This window comes from Pontibacter sp. 13R65 (assembly GCF_047525655.1).
Taxonomy (GTDB): domain Bacteria; phylum Bacteroidota; class Bacteroidia; order Cytophagales; family Hymenobacteraceae; genus Pontibacter.
In genome coordinates this window covers 160,865-181,844 of sequence record NZ_JBLIQL010000003.1, presented here as the reverse complement: position 1 = coordinate 181,844, position 20,980 = coordinate 160,865, and the positions used below count along the sequence as shown (strand labels likewise).

General features: G+C 45.9%; 15 protein-coding genes. 9 read left to right on the top strand and 6 right to left on the bottom strand.

All coding sequences use genetic code 11. The annotated features are described in order from the left end of the window. Positions 1-179: 179 nt before the first annotated feature. From ACMA1I_RS05215 to ACMA1I_RS05205, 3 genes are all read left to right on the top strand, one after another. Positions 180-458 carry a hypothetical protein gene (locus ACMA1I_RS05215; RefSeq protein ID WP_337067235.1) on the top strand — a complete coding sequence of 93 codons (279 nt, stop codon included), beginning with the start codon at positions 180-182 and terminating at the stop codon, positions 456-458. Between the two features lie 342 nt (positions 459-800). Further along, a complete protein-coding gene (locus tag ACMA1I_RS05210) occupies positions 801-1,172 on the top strand; it encodes a hypothetical protein (RefSeq protein WP_337067234.1) in 372 nt (123 codons plus the stop codon). Between the two features lie 81 nt (positions 1,173-1,253). Beyond that, positions 1,254-1,763 carry a DUF2306 domain-containing protein gene (locus ACMA1I_RS05205; protein WP_337067233.1) on the top strand — a complete coding sequence of 170 codons (510 nt, stop codon included), beginning with the start codon at positions 1,254-1,256 and terminating at the stop codon, positions 1,761-1,763. A gap of 116 nt (positions 1,764-1,879) precedes the next feature. Here ACMA1I_RS05205 and ACMA1I_RS05200 read toward each other — a convergent pair whose 3' ends face one another. Together ACMA1I_RS05200 and ACMA1I_RS05195 are read right to left on the bottom strand one after the other, a co-directional pair. Further along, a complete protein-coding gene (locus ACMA1I_RS05200) occupies positions 1,880-2,284 on the bottom strand; it encodes a group III truncated hemoglobin (protein ID WP_337067232.1) in 405 nt (134 codons plus the stop codon). Between the two features lie 106 nt (positions 2,285-2,390). Continuing rightward, on the bottom strand, positions 2,391-3,200 hold the full coding sequence (locus ACMA1I_RS05195) for a universal stress protein (RefSeq protein WP_337067231.1): 810 nt from the start codon (positions 3,198-3,200) through the stop codon (positions 2,391-2,393). A 238-nt stretch (positions 3,201-3,438) separates the two neighbouring features. On the opposite strand from ACMA1I_RS05195, the gene ACMA1I_RS05190 reads away from it, so the two are divergent. The 6 genes from ACMA1I_RS05190 to ACMA1I_RS05165 all read left to right on the top strand — a co-directional run bounded on the left by ACMA1I_RS05190 (position 3,439) and on the right by ACMA1I_RS05165 (position 9,532). Continuing rightward, complete coding sequence (locus ACMA1I_RS05190; RefSeq protein WP_337067230.1) at positions 3,439-4,995, top strand: PAS domain S-box protein; 1,557 nt, start codon at positions 3,439-3,441, stop codon at positions 4,993-4,995. Then, the gene (locus tag ACMA1I_RS05185; protein ID WP_337067229.1) at positions 4,988-5,434 is read left to right on the top strand and encodes a response regulator; all 447 of its coding nucleotides are present in this window, start codon (positions 4,988-4,990) and stop codon (positions 5,432-5,434) included. Before ACMA1I_RS05190 ends, ACMA1I_RS05185 begins: the two co-directional genes overlap by 8 nt. An 18-nt stretch (positions 5,435-5,452) precedes the next feature. Beyond that, positions 5,453-6,685, top strand: a complete 1,233-nt coding sequence (locus ACMA1I_RS05180; RefSeq protein ID WP_337067228.1) for an ATP-binding protein — start codon at positions 5,453-5,455, stop codon at positions 6,683-6,685. Beyond that, positions 6,682-7,743 (top strand): response regulator, encoded by a 1,062-nt coding sequence (locus tag ACMA1I_RS05175; RefSeq protein WP_337067227.1) that lies wholly within the window; start codon positions 6,682-6,684, stop codon positions 7,741-7,743. Before ACMA1I_RS05180 ends, ACMA1I_RS05175 begins: the two co-directional genes overlap by 4 nt. A gap of 540 nt (positions 7,744-8,283) precedes the next feature. Continuing rightward, on the top strand, positions 8,284-9,123 hold the full coding sequence (gene hemA / locus ACMA1I_RS05170; RefSeq protein WP_337067226.1) for a glutamyl-tRNA reductase: 840 nt from the start codon (positions 8,284-8,286) through the stop codon (positions 9,121-9,123). Further along, positions 9,116-9,532 (top strand): hypothetical protein, encoded by a 417-nt coding sequence (locus ACMA1I_RS05165; RefSeq protein WP_337067225.1) that lies wholly within the window; start codon positions 9,116-9,118, stop codon positions 9,530-9,532. The genes hemA and ACMA1I_RS05165 overlap by 8 nt, the downstream gene beginning before the upstream one ends. Positions 9,533-9,953: 421 nt before the next feature. On the opposite strand, the gene ACMA1I_RS05160 is transcribed toward ACMA1I_RS05165, so the two are convergent. From ACMA1I_RS05160 to ACMA1I_RS05145, 4 genes are all read right to left on the bottom strand, one after another. Continuing rightward, positions 9,954-11,408 (bottom strand): glutamate synthase subunit beta, encoded by a 1,455-nt coding sequence (locus tag ACMA1I_RS05160; protein WP_337067224.1) that lies wholly within the window; start codon positions 11,406-11,408, stop codon positions 9,954-9,956. Continuing rightward, complete coding sequence (gene gltB, locus ACMA1I_RS05155) at positions 11,408-15,913, bottom strand: glutamate synthase large subunit (protein ID WP_337067223.1); 4,506 nt, start codon at positions 15,911-15,913, stop codon at positions 11,408-11,410. The genes ACMA1I_RS05160 and gltB overlap by 1 nt, the downstream gene beginning before the upstream one ends. Positions 15,914-16,902: 989 nt before the next feature. Continuing rightward, entirely contained in the window at positions 16,903-18,753 is a 1,851-nt protein-coding gene (gene treZ, locus ACMA1I_RS05150) for a malto-oligosyltrehalose trehalohydrolase (RefSeq protein ID WP_337067222.1), read from the bottom strand. A 304-nt stretch (positions 18,754-19,057) separates the two neighbouring features. Continuing rightward, a complete protein-coding gene (locus ACMA1I_RS05145) occupies positions 19,058-20,665 on the bottom strand; it encodes an alpha-amylase family glycosyl hydrolase (RefSeq protein ID WP_337067221.1) in 1,608 nt (535 codons plus the stop codon). Positions 20,666-20,980 lie beyond the last annotated feature (315 nt).

Genomic DNA, 20,980 nt, shown 5'->3' with positions numbered 1-20,980 from the left:
AATCCGCAGCCATTATTTTTATGGATAAAAGGCCTCTGTGTGGCTGATTAGCATTATTCTAAGGCAAGGCCATACGAGCTAAACTTGTATGCAATAGTTTTAGAGTGGGCTGGAGACATCTCGGATAAGCCTTTTTCCTGAAAAGTCTGCCAGCGCTCCAACCACTAACTTTTACGATCATGAAATCCGTAGCCACACTGCTGCTTTTATTTAAGCTGGCATTTTCGTGTACCCACAGACCACAGCCGGAGCTGCACCGGGAGGTGGTGTACACCGTTAAAGCTGAGCTCATGCTGAACCTGGGAGAACGCTGGGAAGCAGATGCTGCTACGAGCCACAATCTGCACAGCATGCAGCGACTGGTACGCGTGCACATGTTGCAGCCTGATATCAAGACCCACGAGGCCAACCTGGTGCTCAGCAAAACCCTGCAGGGCGAGCTGAAGCATATGTTTTAACTATGTTGCCCCTCTTCCTCCGGTAGCCCCTTTAGACTTTTTAGCCTGCCCCTTCTTCGCTACAATCTGCTAAACATGGCTCAGGACCTTAATTACAAATAACTAGAAGCAATATAGCAGAGCTAAGCTTCTTCTAAAGAAAAATACATACAAGGTATTTGATTAGGAGTCTTAGTAATAAGCTTTTATCTTAGATAATAAGTACCCAGCATATACATATAAAAAATATGCAGGATAGTAGTAATGCAAGCAAAACCACCTTTGCACTTAGTGCAGATAAGAGTTTGGTTAGAGAATGTTTATTCAATAGTTGAACTGCATTATAATTTATAGAAAGTCTACATGAGTCCAGAAGAGAAGGAAAGGCAAAGAATTATTAATAAGATGGTCTCTAACGCAAGAGCCATAATATCAAACCAAGTTGCTATACCCCTTGGAGTCTACAAAATGGATCAAATCATGCGCTGGTTAGAGCCTTACAAAAGGACTGATGATGTAGACATGAGTATATTCCGAGACTATGATTTACATATTGATGATTTGCCAGTTGGAACGGAACGGCTTCAGTGGAATATTGAAAAGCTCATTATACTTGAGAAAGAGTTTGACGAGAATAACAGGATGTTTAAAGCTGACATTCTTAGGAAGTGTAGAAAACTAATTGATACTTATGCTTCCGATGAATCAAAAGAATCAGAAGGAAAAATAGGATAGCGATAGCCTAACAAGGTTGATAATTAGACTTCGTCTACGCCTTGCCCACACCATGCATGTGACGTTAGCATTTAATAAAAGATGGAACATTTAGTCGGAGATACATACGGGTTAATTCATCTGATTTCCTCAGTAGTTGCTTTGGTAGCCGGGACATTAGTCCTGAGTATGAAAAAAGGGACAATCCGACACAAGCAAATAGGATATGTTTTTGTAACAAGTATGATATTGTTACTTCTGACTTCATTCATGATTTACAGGCTGTTCAACGGATGGGGAATATTTCATTACACAACTATCGCCAGCCTTTTAACAGTTAGTTTAGGAATGATACCCATATGGACGAAGAAACCTGCTAACAAATGGAAGTACATGCATTTTTCATTTATGTACTGGTCTGTGATTGGGTTGTATTCAGCATTTGCAGCAGAAGTATTAACAAGGATACCAGAAGCCCCATTTTTTGGAATGGTTGGGGTTGCATTTGTGATAATAGTGCTTGCAGGTAGTATAGTCTTTATAGTGAATAGATCAAAATGGATGCTTCTATTCGGAATGGTGAATAAAAAACATACTGTTCCCAAGGTGTAGCAACCATAGCTCCCTATCCTGTTACTTCCTGCAGTAATTCGTTTAAAAACAAGATTATATAATAAATTTTATAAATAAGGTGTTGGTCCAATTTAAGTTCTATTCAGCCTTACCTGTTACAGAATACCTCCTTTGTTGCGCTGAAAGTAAGAAATTTTCTGGGCAAACATTTCTGCCATGCGTGCTGCACGCCATTTGGCCTCCTGCGCTTTCTGCCCGACAAATAGCTCATCTATGGTTTTGTAAAACAGGCGGAGCCACTGCTCAAAATGTGCTTCGCCAACGGGCAGGGTAATGTGTTTCATGCCGGGGCTGCCCTGGTAGGTGCGCTCCTCCAGCAGCACTGTTTGCCAGAAACGGTACATGGTGTCCAGGTGCTTCTCCCAATTGCCTTTTATCCGGTCTTCAAAAACAGGCGCCAGCAGCTCATCTTCCCGGATGCGGGAATAAAAAGTATCCACCAAGGCTTTAATATCCTCCAGCGTCAGAATGTCTTTATTTTCTTTGTTTTCCAGGTTCATGTCTGATTCTTTTAAGAAGGTAACATAAATTATTCAAATGAAAAAGCCCTTCCAGAGGCTTTTTACTGCTTTTAAGGCCAAGGCTTGTTGAAGCAGGCCGTGACAGTTAGGCTAATGCTACCTGGGCTTCTACAGGTGGAACAAGCAAAATAGGAATGAATTTATTCTGTACGGACTTGATACGAGACGCCATAGCCGGAGCTGTGTCGGCCATGGGAGCGGGCAATACAATAAGCTCAGGTTGACAGACCGTGATAATAAGGGCAAGGTTTTCCTGTGCGCCGTTTATAATGGAGTAGGAGGGAGTGGAGCTATTGGCATGAAGCGGCTGCGCGGTGTTTACTTCTTTGTTTGCAGCAGCATACACGTTGTGCTGGTGTGCCTGCAGGTGCCTGATCAGTTCCAGGTGCCGGGTAGAATCGGAAAGGTGCCTTAAAAAATTAATGCCGATGCAGTTTACTGGTTGTTCTCCGGTTTCTTCAAAAATAGCGATTCGGCTAAATGGGTTAAAGGCTGCTTTGGGCGGAACAAGCAGCGTAGGTAGCTGGGCATTCGTGAGCAGGGTAAGGGTGGCATTGGATGCTGCAGGCCTGGCATTGTCCGCACTCATAATTACCAGATCAGCCTTTATTTTTTGGGCTATGTAAAGTGTCTCGTCTTCAGACAGGTGCGGCTTGAGCAGGCGTGTAATAGATAAGCTCGGAACTTTTTTCAGCTTCCAGGTCAGGTTATCCATTTTGCTTTGCACCGCCCTTTCCATATGGACATGCTGGGGAGATTGTGCGTGTTGGCCAGTGGGTTCGTATGCATGAAAAATAATAAGGCGGGCACCAATATACCTGCACAAATAGGCTGCATAAAGAGCTATGTTACAAGCATGTTTAGATAAATCAGTCGAAAAAAGTATGTTTTTCATGTAAAGAATTCTAACAATTTTTAGCTTTTCTTTTAAAAGCAAGTCCTAATTAGTTTTAAAGCCATTGCCCCTGCGATGCAAATCTTTTTGGTTCTGTAAAAGTACCCAGGGGCCCTAAACAGTTGAATGACCTGCCGCAGCCTCAGTAGTGATATATATCATCTAGAGCGAATTACGGCCTTTGTTTGCTTTGCTATTGATATTGGAATAGCTATTTTTAGCTAAAATTCATTTAAGCTTGGAAGAATCCTTACATACCGGAAACCAAAGTGCAGATAATATATCGCGCTTAAAAGCTGTAATCGAAACGGCCATAGATGGTATTATTACAATAGACCAGAAGGGCATTATAGAAACAGTAAACCCTGCCGCCGCCCGTATTTTTGGTTACGAGCCAGCCGAGGTCATTGGCCGGAACGTGAGCATGTTAATGCCGGAGCCGGACAAAAGCCAGCACGACCAGTACATAGAAAATTACCACCGCACCGGCATAGGGCAGATTATCGGTAAAGGACGTGAGGTACAGGGGCTTAGAAAAGACGGTACTACTTTTCCTTTTCTGCTCAGCATTAGCGAAGTAAAACTGCAGGATAAAGTTATCTATACCGGCATTGTGCACGACATCAGCGGCCTTAAAAAAGCCGAAGCGGCCCTTCGCGAAAGTGAGAACAAAATACACTCTATTATACAAGGCGCTGTAGATGGTATTATAACCATAGATACACGCGGCATAATAGAAATGCTGAACCCCTCCGCTGCCAGGCAGTTTGGATACGAAGTAGAAGAGCTTATAGGCAAAAGCGTAAACGTGCTGATGCCGGAGCCAGACCGCAGCAGGCACGATGGCTACATCCACCACTACCACAAAACAGGTCAAAAACGCATCATCGGGATTGGGCGCGAGGTAACTGGCAAGCGAAAAGATGGAAGTGTTTTTCCTTTTTTCCTGAGCATAAGCGAGGTGCAGCTTATGAACCGAAAGGTATACACTGGCTTTGTGCATGACATTACACGCCAAAAACTAAATGAAGAGCGCCTTCGCCGGTATGCTGCTGAACTAGAAAGAAGTAACCGCGAACTTCAGGATTTTGCCTATGTGTCGTCGCACGACCTGCAGGAGCCGCTGCGCAAAATACAGGCGTTTGGCGACAGGCTCAAAACAAAGGATTACGACAAGCTGAGCGAACAGGGGAAAGACTATGTAGACCGCATGCTCAATGCAGCCTCGCGCATGCAAAACCTGATCAACGACCTGCTGAACTTTTCGAGAGTAACCTCTAAAGCAAATTCTTTTGTGAAAGTGAGCCTCGACCAGATTCTGACAGAAGTGATATCGGACATGGAGGTAACCATCGAGAAAACCGGTGCCGAAATAATTCGCTCTCCTCTGCCCGAAATAGAAGCGGAACCAACCCAGATGCGCCAGCTGTTTCAGAACCTGCTCAGCAATGCCATTAAGTTCCGGAAAGAAGACGAAAGCCCTATTATCAACATATATGCCAAGCACCTGCAACGCACGGCGCACCTAACGGCAACGCCCGGCGACGAGGTTACTGAGATTTATGTAGAAGACAACGGCATCGGGTTCGATGAAAAGTACCTGGACCGGATTTTCAACATTTTTCAGCGCCTGGAGGGCCAGAAGTTTGAAGGTTCCGGTATAGGTCTGGCAGTTTGCCGCAAAATCGCCATCAGGCATGGAGGCGACATTACAGCCAGCAGCCAGCCAGGCGTGGGAACTCGCTTTATTATTACCTTAGCATTACGACAACCAGAAGAAGAATACAATGCCTGAGAAAAGAACGATTGTCATACTCATTGCAGATGACGATGCCGAAGACCGCATGTTGGTTAAAGACGCCCTGGAAGAGAGCCGCCTTAAAAACAACATGCATTTTGTGGAAAACGGAGAAGACCTGATGGATTACCTCCACCACCGGGGCAAGTACACCGACAAAACCCAGCATCCAACACCGGGCCTGATATTGCTGGATTTGAACATGCCGAAAAAAGATGGACGGGAAGCGCTGAAAGAAATTAAGGCAGATGAGCACCTGCGTCTGATTCCGGTAGTGGTGTTAACAACTTCTAAGGCAGAAGAAGATATTCTGAAGACCTACGATTTAGGAGTGTCATCCTTTATTACAAAACCAGTAACATTTGCCTCTTTAGTAGATGTTATGAAAACGCTGAGCAAGTACTGGTTCGAAATAGTAGAGTTGCCAAAACTTTAAGCTTAATTCTCTTTCTGAATGCCTGATGAAATACGCATACTACTGGTAGATGACGACGAGGATGACTACATCATCACGCGCGATATTATTACCGATATACCTGAGCGGCATTACCTGCTGGAGTGGACAAGTTCTTTTTCAGACGCTCTTAAAATAATAGAGGAGAGAAGGCATAGCATTTACCTCGTAGATTACAGGTTAGGGGCACACGATGGGCTGGAACTGATTCGAGAAGCCGTTAAGGGTGGTTCTGTCGCTCCTTTTATTCTACTAACCGGCCAAAGCGACCGTGAAACCGATGAAAAGGCCATGCGGGCAGGGGCTTTGGATTATCTGGTAAAAGGTAAAATCAGTCCGAACGAGTTGGAACGGTCTATTCGGTACAGCATTGAGCATGCCAAGAGCCTGGCTGTAATTCAGCGGCTCAATACAGAGCTTGAGGAGCGGGTAAAAGACCGTACACAGGAGCTGGCCAAGGTTATTCAGAAACTCGAGCAAACCAACAAAAGCCTGCACGAAGCCGAACTGGAAGTGCGCAAAGCGCTGCAAAAAGAGAAAGAACTGCATGAGCTAAAATCCCGGTTTGTAACCATTGCCTCACACGAATTCAGAACGCCGCTAAGTACAATTCTCTCGTCGGCTTCATTAATTAGCAAGTACAAAACCGCCGAAACCGACGACAAGCGGGTAAAGCACGTAGACCGTATAAAATCTGCTGTAAGTAACCTAACCAGTATTCTGAACGACTTTTTGTCCATCAGCCGCATAGAAGAAGGTAAAATATACAACGTGCCCTCTACCTTTGACCTGGAGTCCTTTGCAGCAGAAATTTCGGAAGAGGCGCAGGGCGTGCTGAAAGTAGGGCAGCAGATAAATTATCAGCACAAAGGGAATCAAAGCGTAGTGCACCTGGATAAGCAGCTGTTGCGCAACATTCTGTTCAACCTGCTCTCCAACGCCAGCAAATATTCCAACGAACATAAAACTGTTTTTTTCGAAACCGAGATAACTGATAAGCAAATTATTGTAAAAGTGCAGGACCAGGGTATTGGCATACCCGAAAACGACAAAGCCCACTTGTTTACGCCGTTTTTCCGTGCCCAGAACGTAACCAACATTCAGGGTACTGGCCTGGGGCTGAACATCGTTAAAAAATATATGGATATTATGGCTGGCACCCTCCAGTACGAGAGCGAGTTGGACAGAGGCACCACCTTTACCGTTACATTTCCCTTAACCTCCGAATCATGAAAAAGATACTACTGATAGAAGATAACCAGGAAATCAGAGAGAATATTGCCGAAATACTTTCGCTCGCCAACTACGATATACTGGAAGCAGAAAATGGAAAAGTAGGAGTAGACCTGGCAAAGAGGGAGCTTCCTGACCTGATTATCTGCGACATTATGATGCCTCAGCTCGATGGCTACGGCGTGCTGCACATGCTCAGCGGAAACACAGCCACCTCTGCCATTCCGTTTATTTTTCTTACAGCCAAATCGGAGAAGGAGGATTTTAGAAAGGGAATGAATCTGGGCGCCGACGATTACCTGATTAAACCATTCGACGACCTGGAACTGCTAGATGCCGTGGAAATGCGACTCCGGAAGAACGAAGCCTTGAAAAGCGGTTTCCAGAAAAATGCGGAGGGTCTTAACGAGTTTATACAGGAAGCCAAAGGCCAGGAAAACCTAGACAAACTGACTTCTGACAAACAAAAGCTGCAGCGTTTTAAGAAAAAGCAGCCTTTGTTTTCTGAAGGAAATTTCCCCAATGCGCTATACTTTATCAACAAAGGCAAGGTAAAGACCTATAAATCGAACGAAGACGGGCGGGAGTACATTACCAACCTCTACAAAGACGGCGATTTTATTGGCTACCTCGACCTGATTGAAGAAAAAGCTTATCGCGAGTCGGCCCTGGTAATGGAGGATTCAGAGATCTACGTTATTTCAAAAGAAGATTTCTTTCTGCTACTGCACAACAACCGGCTGGTGGCCAATAAATTCATAAAAATACTTTCTGATAACCTTGCTGAAAGAGAGGAGCGGCTGCTGAAGCTGGCTTATAACTCCGTGCGGAAGCGTGTGGCGGAGGCTCTGCTCTTTGTGGAAAAGCAGTACAAGACAGAAGAAAAAGATGCCACACAAGTGGTTATTTCGCGAGAAGACCTGGCTAGTATAGTGGGTGCCTCTAAAGAAACTGTCATCAGGACGCTGGCCGACTTTAAAGACGAAAAACTGATCGAGAGTCAGGGTAGCAAAATTACGATTATCAACAGCGAAAAGCTTCGGCGCATGCGCAACTAGCGCTTCTCCAACTTATAAATTTGAAATTATGATAGCGCGAGCGTCCTTGCTCGTGCCAACTATTCCACGGCCTCTGACGGCTTTGGAATTACTTTGCTGATTGCGCAATCAACTCCAGAAATTAAATTGAGGGTACAGTTGAGCTGATAAGTCCTAACCGGAAGGGAAATTTTTCTAATGAAAGTGACCTTCCGGAAGCTTTTAATAAGATTTTAGATGCTGGATTGTAGCTGTAAGATTTTTATTGGAACTGTTGCCAAGCCAACTCTAGGCGCTCGCAGGAGCTGCGTACGCTACAAGGCTTTTACTGCTCCTGCTCACGACAACCTTTTAGCCATTTAACAATTTAACCATTCAGCAATCAGCAGCCAACAACCAATTCTGCTAATAAAACTGGTCTTTCAGAGGCTTTTCAGGTGTAGAATCAACAGGGCTTCCAGTAAGCGTAGTACCTGCTACATCTCATCTTTAAAATTGACAATTGTCATGTTTTACCTTCGCATATTTCCTGAATTTTGATTGTTAACGGATCGAAACAAAATGCAGAATCAGTTCAAGGTACTTACCCTTTCCTTTAAAAACGCTCCTATAGCTGTTCGTGAGGCTGTTGCGCTAAACGAAATCGCCTGCAGAAACCTGCTGGATAAGGTAAAGGAATTTACCGGCGCAACCGATGTGCTGGTACTCTCGACCTGCAACCGCACCGAAGTTTACTATGCCGCAGACTGTAGTTTTGAAAAGGAACTGATAAAGCTGATTACCATAGAAAAAGGATTTGTAGCTACCTCCACTGTAGCCACTTATTTTCAGCATATAAACGACCACGATGTGGCGGTGAGGCACCTGTTCAACGTAGCGCTTGGGCTGGAGTCGCAGGTGGTGGGCGATGTGCAGATTCTGAACCAGGTAAAAAACGCTTACCAATGGGCTGCCGATGCCGGTACTGCTGGTCCCTTCCTGCACCGTTTGCTGCATACGATCTTTAACGCCAACAAAATTGTAGTAAACGAAACAGCCTTCCGCACGGGAGCTGCCTCCGTGTCGTATGCCACCGTAGAACTGGTAGAGGAACTGACACAAAACATTTTAAATCCGCGGGTGCTGGTAATTGGGGTGGGCGATATGGGCAGAGAAGTGTGTCTGAACTTTCAGAAATCAGGCATCAACAACTTGATTATTGTTAACCGAACTCACCATAAGGCGCAGGAATTGGCACAGAAGGCAGGTGCTCGGTCTGTATACTGGGAAAATGTGTGGCAGGAGATAGAGCAGGCCGATGTAGTGATTTCAGCAGTGCCAGGCGATTGCTTCTTTATTTCCAGGGAAAAAGGGGAGCAGCTGTTAACGCATAAAAGGCGCTTCTTTATTAATATTGGATAGTGAGCTTAAAACATTGGCTGGCACTTATGTGTACAACATCGACAATATCCGGAATCGCACCAATGAAGCTTTGGAGAAGCGGCTGGCGGCGATACCGCAGATACACCGTATTATAGCAGAAGCAGCAGCTGAGTTCGAATCCTGGACACGTGAAATGGCTATGTCACCGGCTCTGCAACAGTTCAAAAACACGCTGGAGCAGATAAGGCAACAGGAAATTGCCCGTTATACCAAAAAGCTGGGCGCAGCAGAAAAAGAAATGGTAGAAGCCATTACCAGCAACATACTCAACAAAATTGTGAAGATGCCGGCACTGGAGCTAAAAGCCGCCTGCCAACGTGGGGAAGCTGAAGCCCTTCTCGGAAGCCTGACAATGCTCTTCGACCTTGAAAAAGAGCCCGCCCGATAAGTATGGCCGCAAAGCAAGAACCGATGAAATTATTCAAATAAAAATGACCTTCCAGAGGCATTTTTACTGTTCTAAGTCCAAGGGAGTTCCTCTAAATTTTCGAGAACTATTTTAGGAAAGATTGAATAATTAACTGCTTTGGCAATACCAATCTCAGAAATAGTTTCAAGCCAAACAACCTATAATTAAACTGCAGCTAACAACTGGCTCAACAGCGCAATTCTTCTAATGAAAAAGGCCTTACAGGACTTTTTCTATTGTCTGAGGTCCAGAGTTAGTTTAACCTCATAAACGGGGCCTTTGCTGTTCCCAGTGCTTTACCTGGGGCAACTGTAACAAAAGGATTCTTTTAAAAGGACATTACAAAAAAAGCTCCTGCCGGATTAGCGGCAGGAGCTTTTTTACTATGTAACTATCATGCTTAAGCCAGTTCCAGCTTCGATATTTCTTTGGATGGCAGGTTAGAGTCTCCCATCAGGTAAATATCAATGGCACGGGCAGCTTCACGTCCATCAGAAATGGCCCACACCACCAGCGACTGCCCACGGTAAGAATCACCGGCAGAGAACACACCAGGAACACTAGTCTGCCAGTTCTGCAGCTTAAAGTTGCCTCTGTTGTCATACTCAAACTCAAAATTGCCGTGGAAAGCATCGTGCTCCGGACGCTCATAACCAATGGCAATAAAGGCCAGGTCGCACGGCAGAATTCTTTCGCTATCTGGTTTTTCAGTGTACTCTCTGTGGTTTTTCCACTCCAGTTCCACCACTTTCAGGCCTTTTACATAGCCGTTTTCGTCGGCAATAAACTCTTTGTTCAGCCAGCCCCAGCTACGCTCGCAACCTTCGTCGTGAGAGCTGGAGGCGGTAAACACCATCGGTAACTCTGGCCAAGGGTTGGTCGGCATGCGTTGCGTAGAAGGCATGTTGCGGTATTGCAGCTGCGTAATAGATTTTGCAAACTGGCGGTTGGAGGTGCCTACGCAGTCGGAGCCGGTATCGCCACCACCAATCACAATCACGTGCTTGTCACGGGCATCTATGTCCAGTTCAGCCGGTATGGTTTCGCCAGCCACCTTCTTGTTCTGCAGCGTCAGGAAATCCATGGCAAAATGAATACCCTTCAGGTGGTTGCCAGGAATAGTAAGTGCGCGTGGCTTAGAAGATCCTATACAAAGAATTACGGCATCATACTTTTTGTAAAGTTTTTTCAGCGTTACATCTTTGCCAATTTCCACACCCAGCTCAAACATAATGCCTTCCTGTTCCAGTATCTCCAGGCGGCGGTCGATGGTCCATTTCTCCAGCTTGAAATCCGGAATACCGTAGCGCAGCAAACCGCCTGCTTTGTCGGCCTTGTCGAACACGGTAACCAGGTGACCGGCTTTGTTCAGTTGCGCTGCTGCTGCCAGACCTGCCGGGCCGGAACCAACTACTGCTACCTTACGACCTGTTCTTTTCTTTGGCGGCTCCGGCTTCACCAGACCCAGCTCAAAAGACTTTTCAGCAATCGACTTCTCGATGTGCTCAATGGCTACTGCCGGTTTGTTTATAGAAAGCACGCAGCTCGACTCGCACGGAGCGGGGCAGATGCGGCCGGTAAACTCCGGGAAGTTATTGGTTGAGTACAGTATTTCTGCTGCACGTTCCCATTCGCCTTCGTACACGGCATCGTTAAAGTCAGGAATAAGGTTGCCTAGTGGACAACCGTTATGACAGAAAGGAACGCCACAGTCCATGCAACGAGCTGCCTGCTCCTGCGTTTTTATAACCGGAAATTCTAAATATATTTCTTTTGAGTCGTTTATTCTTTCTTTCGGATCGCGATAAGAGGGTAACTCACGATCGAATATCAAAAAACCATCTGCTTTTCCCATCAGGCTACTACTTTTAATGATTCGTTAATACTTACTTGCAAGGCTTTTTTCAGATCGTGCGGCATTACTTTCTGGAAGAACTTCTGTTGTTCATCCCAGTTATCGAGTAGTTGCTGCGCCAGGGCACTTCCTGTGTAGTTGTAGTGCTCAATGAGTTTCTGTTCGATCCAGGCCAGATCAGATTCATCGGGCTGCTCCAGGTCTACCATGTCCAGGTTGCACTGGTCCTGGAACTGATTTTTGCAATCGAACACAAAGGCCATACCGCCACTCATACCGGCACCGAAGTTTTTGCCAACTTCGCCAAGTACCAGCACTTTTCCACCTGTCATGTACTCGCAACCGTGGTCGCCAATACCTTCTACCACAGCCTCAGCTCCTGAGTTTCTTACACAGAAACGCTCACCAGCCATACCATTTATATAAGCATGACCAGAGGTGGCACCGTAAAACGCCACGTTGCCTGTAATTATGTGCTCGTGCGCTGCGTAGTTTGTTTCTTTAAACGGCTTAATGATCAGTTTACCGCCTGATAAGCCTTTGCCAATGTAGTCATTTGCTTCGCCTACCAGTTTAAACGTAACACCAGGTGCCAGGAAAGCTCCGAAAGTCTGACCTGCTGAACCATGGAATTCAGCTGTAAAGCTGTCTTCCGGCAAACCTGCTTTTCCGAATTTCTTAGAAATTTCGTAAGAAAGCATGGCTCCAACAGAACGGTCGATGTTTACAATTTTATATTCCTGCACACCTTGTTTACCAGCTTCAAAGTCTTGGATCAGCTGTCTGTCCAGCACATGGTCTATTTCGTGGTCCTGAGAGATCTGGTGGTAGATACCTACGTTGTTGCCTACATACTCCTGGTAAAGAATAGGAGAGAGGTCGAGGTTTGTCAGCTTCCAGTGGTCAATGTCGGTTCTTACTTTCAGTACCTGCGACTGGCCCACCATTTCGTTTATGGTTCTGAAACCAAGCTGCGCCATTACCTGGCGGAGTTCCATGGCCATAAAGGTGAAGAAATTCACCAGGTGGTCAGGGTCGCCGGTAAACAGCTGGCGAAGCTCAGGATTTTGCGTGGCAATACCAACAGGGCAGGTGTTCAAGTGGCACTTACGCATCATAATACAACCTTCTACAATCAAGGCAGCGGTAGCCACACCATATTCTTCTGCTCCAAGCAAAGTAGCTACTGCCAGATCATAACCAGTCATTAATTTACCGTCGGTCTGCAGTACTACGCGGCTGCGCAGGTTGTTTTTAATAAGCGTTTGGTGTGCTTCTGCCAACCCGATTTCCCAAGGTAAACCAGCGTGGCGGATAGAGCTCAGCGGGCTGGCTCCTGTGCCGCCATCGGCACCAGAAATCATAATGGCATCTGCTTTTGCCTTGGCTACACCAGAGGCAATAGTACCTACACCTGCTTCTGATACCAGCTTCACGTTTATTCTGGCATTCGGATTCGCATTTTTAAGATCGTAGATCAGCTGCTTTAAATCCTCAATAGAATAAATATCGTGGTGCGGAGGAGGAGATATAAGACCAACGCCCGGAGTAGAATGGCGCACGCGTGCAATCCAATGGTCTACTTTATGACCAGGTAACTGACCACCTTCTCCTGGTTTGGCTCCCTGTGCAATTTTAATTTGTATTTCGTCGGCATTAGCCAGGTAGTGGCTGGTTACCCCGAATCGGCCGGATGCCACCTGCTTTACAGCAGATCTTTCGGAGTCGCCGTTTGCTTTGGTAATAAAGCGTGCTTCATCTTCGCCACCTTCGCCACTGTTGCTTTTACCGCCAATGCGGTTCATGGCAATGGCCAGCGTGGTGTGCGCCTCATGCGAGATAGAACCGAAAGACATGGCACCTGTCGCAAAACGCTTCAGAATGTTCTCTACAGGTTCTACTTCTTCTAAAGCCACAGATTGGCGCTTCCGGAACTCGAACAGGTTACGCAATGTAATTGTTTTCTGCTGATGCTCCCGAATGAGTTTAGAATATTCCTTGAAGAGCGTAAAGTCACCAAGTCTGGATGATTTCTGAAGCAGGTGAATTACCTGTGGCTGCAGCAAGTGCGTTTCTCCGGTGCGCTTCCACTGGAAGAAACCGCCCATCTCTAAAATGCCATTCTTGTTGTTAAAGGCAGAATGATGCTTGGTAAGGGCTTCTCTTTCCAGGTCTTCAAAGTTCAAGCCCTCTAAGCGGCTGGTGGTGCCTTTAAAGCATTTCTGTACAACTTCCTGCCCAAAGCCGAGTATCTCAAAAATCTGAGAACTCTGGTAAGACTGTAGCGTGCTGATTCCCATTTTCGAGAGAATCTTAAGCAATCCGTTGCCTACCGCTTCTATAAAGTTCTGGAAGTAGTAAGACAGTGGCTTGGAGTTATCTAACTTCTCCTGCTCATAAAGGCTCTGAATGGTATCGTACACCAGGTAAGGATAGACAGCACTCGCTCCATAACCTATAATAGTTGCGAAATGGTGTGTTTCCCAGGCATCCCCGGCCTCTACAACCAGACCTGTTTTAGTCCGGATTCTTTTTTCGATCAGGTGGTGGTGAATGGCACCAACCGCCAGCAAAGATGGTATAGCAGCACGTTGTGCCTTTATGGCTTTGTTAGAGATTACCAGTACTTTTTTGCCGTTTTGAACTGCTTCTTCCGCTTCCGCACAAATTATATCGAGCGCTTTTTGCAGCGAGCCGGTTTCTCTGGTGTTAAACGTAGCATCAATTATCTGGTACTCGAACCCCTGCTTTTTCAGGTAAGGCAGTTTATGGAAATCTTCTCTTCTGAGAACAGGCTGTTGAATGTGCACCTGGCGTGAGTGCGCCGGTGTCTCATCAAGTATATTAAGCGATTCTCCTACTCTTGTGAAAAGCGACATTACCAGGCGCTCCCGAATCGGGTCGATAGGAGGGTTACTTACCTGGGCAAAGTGTTGTTTAAAGTAGTTTGCCACGTGCTGGCTCTGGCGCGACAAAACAGCTAAAGGTGCATCGGAACCCATACTGCCTACCGGCTCTTTGCCTGTAACAGCCATCGGTTGGATAAGCATGCGCAGGTCTTCGGCAGTGTAGCCAAAAGCTTTCTGCGTCTGACGAATGGCTTCCGGGCGAACAGTAGTAACAGGTACACGTGGGTCAGGAATGCGCGGCAACCGGATACGGTTCTGCTCAATCCATTCCATGTAAGGCTTATCGTTACATACCAGCTCTTTTATTTCGTCGTCGTGGTAAATTTTGTTTAAAGCAGTATCGGCTAACAGCATTTTGCCTGGCTGTAACCTGCCTCTTTTAATTACATCGTTCGGGTCTACTGGCAGCGCTCCGGTTTCAGAGGCCATTATCAGGCGACCAGATTTGGTGATGCAATAGCGCACCGGGCGCAGACCATTACGGTCGAGGGTTGCACCAATCTGAGTACCATCTGTAAAGAACAGGGCAGCAGGACCGTCCCAAGGCTCCATTAAAGAAGCATGGAATTTATAGAAGGCTTTGCGGCGCTTGTCCATGTAGGGGTTATCCTGCCAAGCTTCCGGTACCAGCATCATCATCACGTGCGGGAGCGGTCTGCCAGCTAAGGTCAGCAGCTCTACCATGGCATCGAGGTTGGCCGAGTCAGAGAACTCGGGGTTCGTAACCGGCAGCAACGATTGCATCTCCTCGTCGGTAAACAACGGAGAAGACATTAAGGCCTCCTTCGACTTCATTTTGTTCACGTTTCCCTTAATGGTGTTGATTTCACCGTTGTGGGCAATAAAACGGAATGGCTGTGCCAGTTTCCAGTTCGCAAACGTGTTGGTAGAGAAGCGGGAGTGCACGATGGCCAGCGCCGACTTAAAGTCTGGATCGCGCAGGTCGTGGTAATAACGCCCAAGCTGATCTGTTTTCAGCTGACCTTTATATATAATAGTACGTGCCGAGAAACTGGCAATAAAGAAAGTGCCGTTTTCGCCAGGTACAGTTCTTTTGATACTATGAGAAACAGAGTTCCGTAACACAAACAGCTTACGCTCCAGGTCCTCACCCTTCAGGGCAGGATCTACAGGTTTTACAAAAACCTGTTCGATATACGGTTCCACAGCTTTAGATTCGTGCCCCGGAACTTGTCCGTTTACTGGCACGAGGCGGTACCCCAGCAGTTCAAATCCCTGGGCCCTGATACTTAGGTTTAAGGCTTTGCGACTTTTTTCCCTTACTTCGTAAACAGTTGGGAAAAAAACCATACCTACACCATATCCACCAGCATTGGGTAGCTTAATGGCAAATTCTTCTAACTCTTTTAGAAAGAATTCGTGAGGGATTTGTACTGAAATTCCTGCTCCGTCACCCGTTTCTGAGTCGCTGCCGGTGGCACCACGGTGTTCCATGTTCTCCAACATGGTGAGTGCGTCTTTTACTGTTGAATGGCTCTTAGTTCCATCCAAGTTCACCACACATCCAACACCGCAGGAGTCGTGTTCTAACTCAGGCGTATAGAGTCCTCGCTGTGGTTTATCTGTTTGAATCATCTATTAAAAAGCTATTGTTTAAGTCTCCTTGGTCAAAAGGCGAGTGAAAAGTTACTGAATAAAATTTTATTTTCCAATTCATGTTATTAATAAATGAACAGAAGTAATTGTTCTTGTTTGTTAAATTGGTAAAAATGAGACAGTATTATTGTTAATGTGTGAATTTGAAAGGATTCTAAAACAAGCTGATTATCAAACTATTAATTTGTTGTTACTATATTTTTAAGAAAGTTTTTAATACAAATAAAAAATCATAAAAACTTGATAGTCTGCATCTTGCGAGTTGATGGTTGTGCTGTGGTGAGGTTCTGAGTATAAATCATCTTGTTGATTTTCAGGCATATACATGCTAAAAATGAAGGGTTTTATTGCCTTTTCCCCATCTTGTTGGCAAAAATATTTAATGCAGTCATAGAATTAACTTTTTTAAATTTTTGATCATCTTTTTTTCTGATTAGATAATGATTTGCATCAATAAGAGGTAATGTCATACCTAACACTTGATAGTATTTGAGTTTTGGCAAATTCTATATTCAAGTCTATGCCATGTTAATTTCCAGTTGAAGGTTATTATAAATTTATTGCACAGCTTGTGCTCTGCCAGGTGCAACATCTAATCAAAGTCTCCTGCTTTATGCGCAGCGGTATTAGTTTAGTACTATTATAGCCCAAGTGCATGTGCTATTATGTGGGAAGGGTATAAGAGGAAGAGAACCTGTAAAGGCTAACGCTTTAAAAAGAGTAGTATGTTACCTGAGCATTACAGGAGAGTAGTAAGCTGCTGAAGGCGGCAGGAGCAGCCGTAAACGCAAAACGACACATAACCGGCATAGGTCATTTATGTGTCGTTTTATAAATTGAAATGACATGGGAAATGCCTGCTGTTTTCCCCTAAATCAAAAATAGCAAATTAACCTCCGGAAGTGCTTTTTGATTAGAATAATTGAGGATGCAGTACCTGAACCATTTATTGCTGAATCTAAATGACCTTACTTGATAGCCCTATAAACAGTAAGACTCAGAGGAGGCAGTTCCTGGTTGCTACCGCTATCAGCCTGGGCTGGCAGGGTAGCAGTTCCCTTTTTGTCTCCGCCGTTTTGCCATTTGCTTTGTTTTGAGTCCAGCAATTTTTTCCATCCGGTTTCTTCATTGGCAGGAAAAGTATAAGGCAAAGCTTCTTCCGACAGGTTAAACAGGCACAGCATCTTTTCCTGATCGTTCTCGCATTGGCGCAATAGTACAAAGCCTTTCTGGTTTATGGTGTACACTCTAATCCGGTTTTTGTCGAAGCACTGGAGAGCCGGTTCTGTGCGCCGAAGTTTTATAAGCTCCTGATGCCATTGCAGCATGGTTTTGTTTTTACCACTGTCGCGTTTCTCCCAGCGCAACTTCGAGTCCAGAAATGTTTGCTCGGCCTGCGGATCGGGTGGTGCGGCATCCCAATGGAAGTCAGCAAATTCTTCTTCGCGGCCTTTTTGCACAGCCTTTATAAGCTCTTCATCGCTGTGATGCACAAAGTAGTTAAACGGAGTGTCTTCGGCATATTCTTCTCCCATAAAGAGCATAGGAACATAAGGGGCCAGCAAAACTGCAGCGGCTGCCAGTTTTAACCGTTCGAAATCTACAAGCGCGCTTAACCGCAGGCTGCCTACATGGTTGCCTACCTGGTCGTGGTTTTGGATAAAGGCGATAAACTTGTCGCCCGACATGCCAGCGGAGGAAGCGCCATGCCGCTGTTTCCTGAACTTTACAAATTCTCCGCTGTGCACAAAGCCATCGGAGTAGGCTTTGGCAAGTTGTTCCATCTGCCCAAAATCTTCGTAATACTTTTTGGCTTCCTCGTTGAGCAGCACATACAGCGAATGATGGAAATCATCGAGCCATTGCGCCTGAAACCCGAACCCGCCTACCTCCGGCGATTTCATAACTTTAGGGCTGTTGTAATCGCTTTCGGCAGTCATGTAAAGAGTGCGGCCTAGTTTCTGCTCGAGTTGCTTTACCTTATAATAAGTAAGCTCCCAAAAATTAATCGCCTTTTTATCGAATACGGTATGAATGGCATCCAGTCGAAGTCCGTCTATGTGGTAATGCTCGAACCAGTGCAGCGGGTTGTTGGAGAAATAGTCGCGCACGCCATCAGACCAGGCATCGTCGAAATTAATGGCCTCGCCCCAGGGGGTGCTGTATTTGTCGGTAAAGTAGGGTGCAAATTTGCCAAAGTAATTTCCTTCGGGGCCAAGGTGATTGTACACCACATCTAAAAACACGGCGATACCCCGGGCATGGCAGGCATCTACCAGCTTTTTCAAACCATCAGGGCCCCCATACGACTGCTGCACCGCAAAAGGATAAACCCCGTCGTAGCCCCAGTTGCGACTCCCCGGGCACTGCGCCACCGGCATTAGCTCTATGGCATTTATACCGGTTTCGTATAAGCTCTCGAGCCGGGGAATGATGGCCTCGAAAGTTCCTTCTTCTGAAAAAGTGCCTACGTGCAGTTCGTACAGCACAAGGTCTTTAAACGGAAGCCCACGCCAGGTGGTGTCTTGCCAGTTGTAGGACAAATGATCTACGACGGCAGATGGACCATGTACTCCCTCCGGTTGGTGGTGGGAAGCCGGATCAGGAAAATCCTGGTCTCCGTCTGGCATATAATAATACTTGTCGCCTGGACTTACATTTTCAACTTCTGCTTTAAAATACCCGAAATCGTGTCGCTGCATATTTATCTTCCTGTCTTTCGGAGAAAGCAGGTGGAGTATCATCGTCTCCTTTTCAGGAGCCCAAACGTTAAATTTACATTTATTATTCCCTAAGTACGCTGCCCCAATATGATCCATCTCTTATAACTAATTATTTTGATTGCTGAGTTAAACACTTAATCAAAATCTGTAGATTTCTCTGCCAGTTGGTTTTTATACTCTATTTTGAATAAAGCTAGGGTATAGACGAAATTAATACGGATAAGTTTGGTGCTTTACTATGGTAGCAGGCAGACGTGATTTTATTTTTGATAATAGCTTAGTGGCTCATAAAAAACAGAACACCAGGCCGACATATTTTATATGTGCTACTGGTGTTCAGATTATTGTAATGAAAATGGCCTTCCGGAGGTTTTTCAGGTGTTTCTGATAAGGGGGAAGATTAGTTGTCGAGCCTTACCAGGATGCCCTCGTCACCACCAAGGCTGATGCTTTCGGTAATGGTGGTGTTTTCTCGCTCCGGGATGGTGGCCAGAAGTACAGTTCCTGAAAATGTTTGATGTTTCGGCTTAAAGAAACAAGGTCTGTGGCTCAGGTTCAGTACGATCAGGAACCGCTGACTACCAGATTTGCGGATGTAAGCCAGCACCTGGTGGTCGGAGTACACCGGAATGTAATCTCCTATTTTGAGAGCCGGTTCTTCCTGGCGCAGTTTTATCAGGCGCCGGTAAAGGGTTAGCATTGAGAACGGATCGTCCTGCTGCACCTTTACGTTAATTCTTCTGAAGTAATCAGGGAGCCGGAGCCAGGGCTTGCCATCTGTAAAGCCTGCGTGAGGAGTATCTTCCCACTGCATTGGCGTGCGGGCCGGGTCGCGGCTCAGGTGCAGGTCGGGCATGTTAAGGCCTTGCGGGTCTTGTACTTCCTCAGGTGGAATAGGTACATCTCGCATGCCTATTTCGTCTCCGTAATATATAGTAGGGGTGCCACGTAAAGTAAGTAGGAGCATAGCTGCTACCTTGGCCTGAGAGGCACCTACCCGGCTGGTAATACGGGGCTGATCGTGGTTACCTAATACCCAGTTTGGCCAGCCTCCATCAGGCAGAGCACCTTCGTACATGTCTACGTTAGAGGCAATTTGCTGTGCTTCCCACTTAAGCGACAACAGCAGGAAGTTAAAAGGTAAATGCGCTCCATTGTTGTCGTTGCCATAGTAGGTCATGAGTTTATGGATAGGCAGGTAAATTTCGCCGATCATCATTCGCTCTTCATATTCATCAAGTACCGCGCGCATTTTTCGGACAATGTCGTGTACCTCCGGCTGGTCTGTGGAGTAGGCCGGTATTAGTCTTTCGTAAGTGGCCATGTGCGGCTCGTAGTTAGGATTGACTGGGTTGTCGCGCAACCGGTCGTCTTTTACCATGTGCCACATTACGTCTACCCTGAAACCGTCAACGCCTTTGTCGAGCCAGAAACGCATGACATTCAGCATGGCTTCCTGCACTTCAGGGTTGCGCCAGTTCAGGTCGGGCTGCTCCTTCAGAAAGGCGTGATAGTAATATTGCTGCGTAGATTCATCCCACTCCCAGCCACTGCCGCCAAAAACGCTCAGCCAGTTATTGGGCTCTGAGCCATCAGGGAGAGCATCTTGCCAGATGTACCAATCGCGTTTTGGGTTGTCGCGCGAGGATTTAGATTCCAGAAACCAAGGGTGCTGATCGGAGGTATGGTTTGGCACCAGGTCTAGAATCAGTTTCATGTCCCGGGCGTGCACTTCTGCCAGCAGCCGATCAAAATCTTCCATTGTTCCGAACAGTGGGTGAATGTCCTGGTAATTGGAAATATCGTAACCGAAGTCGGCCATTGGCGATGAAAAGATTGGAGATACCCAAATAGCATTTATACCAAGCCATTTCAGGTAGTCAAGTCTTTTAATGATGCCTTGCAAATCTCCAACGCCATCGCCGTTGCTGTCCTGGTAAGACCTTGGATAAATCTGATAGATGACGCCTTCCTGCCACCATAGGTGTTTTAATTGATCTTCTTTCATGGTTTAATGGGGTTCCTGGTATATCGGAGATTAAGTACTTTTTTTTGAATGTTGTTTGTACGGAGAAAATTAGAAGTAGATTAATCTGTTTTCAGGAAGTTGCCATAACAGTAGATGGCTTTGCGGTACAGGAGGTGCTATGGTAAAGTAATGAATGGCGGTAGAATTATTCTAATGAAAAAGGCCTTCAAGAGGCAAATATGAAGAGTTTTACTTGAGCCAATCCATAACTTCTATTGGTGAATTTGGCGCAGTAGCTTGTGCAAGTAAAAGTGTTTTGCCGCAGGATTACGACTGCAAGGTTAAAATAAAAAA

Excerpts from the sequence above, each read along its gene's own strand:
- ACMA1I_RS05215 (WP_337067235.1), top strand. The coding sequence starts at position 180 with ATGAAATCCGTAGCCACACTGCTGCTTTTATTTAAGCTGGCATTTTCG.
- ACMA1I_RS05210 (WP_337067234.1), top strand. The coding sequence starts at position 801 with ATGAGTCCAGAAGAGAAGGAAAGGCAAAGAATTATTAATAAGATGGTC.
- ACMA1I_RS05205 (WP_337067233.1), top strand. The coding sequence starts at position 1,254 with ATGGAACATTTAGTCGGAGATACATACGGGTTAATTCATCTGATTTCC.
- ACMA1I_RS05200 (WP_337067232.1), bottom strand. The coding sequence starts at position 2,284 with ATGAACCTGGAAAACAAAGAAAATAAAGACATTCTGACGCTGGAGGAT.
- ACMA1I_RS05195 (WP_337067231.1), bottom strand. The coding sequence starts at position 3,200 with ATGAAAAACATACTTTTTTCGACTGATTTATCTAAACATGCTTGTAAC.
- ACMA1I_RS05185 (WP_337067229.1), top strand. The coding sequence starts at position 4,988 with ATGCCTGAGAAAAGAACGATTGTCATACTCATTGCAGATGACGATGCC.
- ACMA1I_RS05180 (WP_337067228.1), top strand. The coding sequence starts at position 5,453 with ATGCCTGATGAAATACGCATACTACTGGTAGATGACGACGAGGATGAC.
- ACMA1I_RS05175 (WP_337067227.1), top strand. The coding sequence starts at position 6,682 with ATGAAAAAGATACTACTGATAGAAGATAACCAGGAAATCAGAGAGAAT.
- hemA (WP_337067226.1), top strand. The coding sequence starts at position 8,284 with ATGCAGAATCAGTTCAAGGTACTTACCCTTTCCTTTAAAAACGCTCCT.
- ACMA1I_RS05160 (WP_337067224.1), bottom strand. The coding sequence starts at position 11,408 with ATGGGAAAAGCAGATGGTTTTTTGATATTCGATCGTGAGTTACCCTCT.
- gltB (WP_337067223.1), bottom strand. The coding sequence starts at position 15,913 with ATGATTCAAACAGATAAACCACAGCGAGGACTCTATACGCCTGAGTTA.
- treZ (WP_337067222.1), bottom strand. The coding sequence starts at position 18,753 with ATGGATCATATTGGGGCAGCGTACTTAGGGAATAATAAATGTAAATTT.
- ACMA1I_RS05145 (WP_337067221.1), bottom strand. The coding sequence starts at position 20,665 with ATGAAAGAAGATCAATTAAAACACCTATGGTGGCAGGAAGGCGTCATC.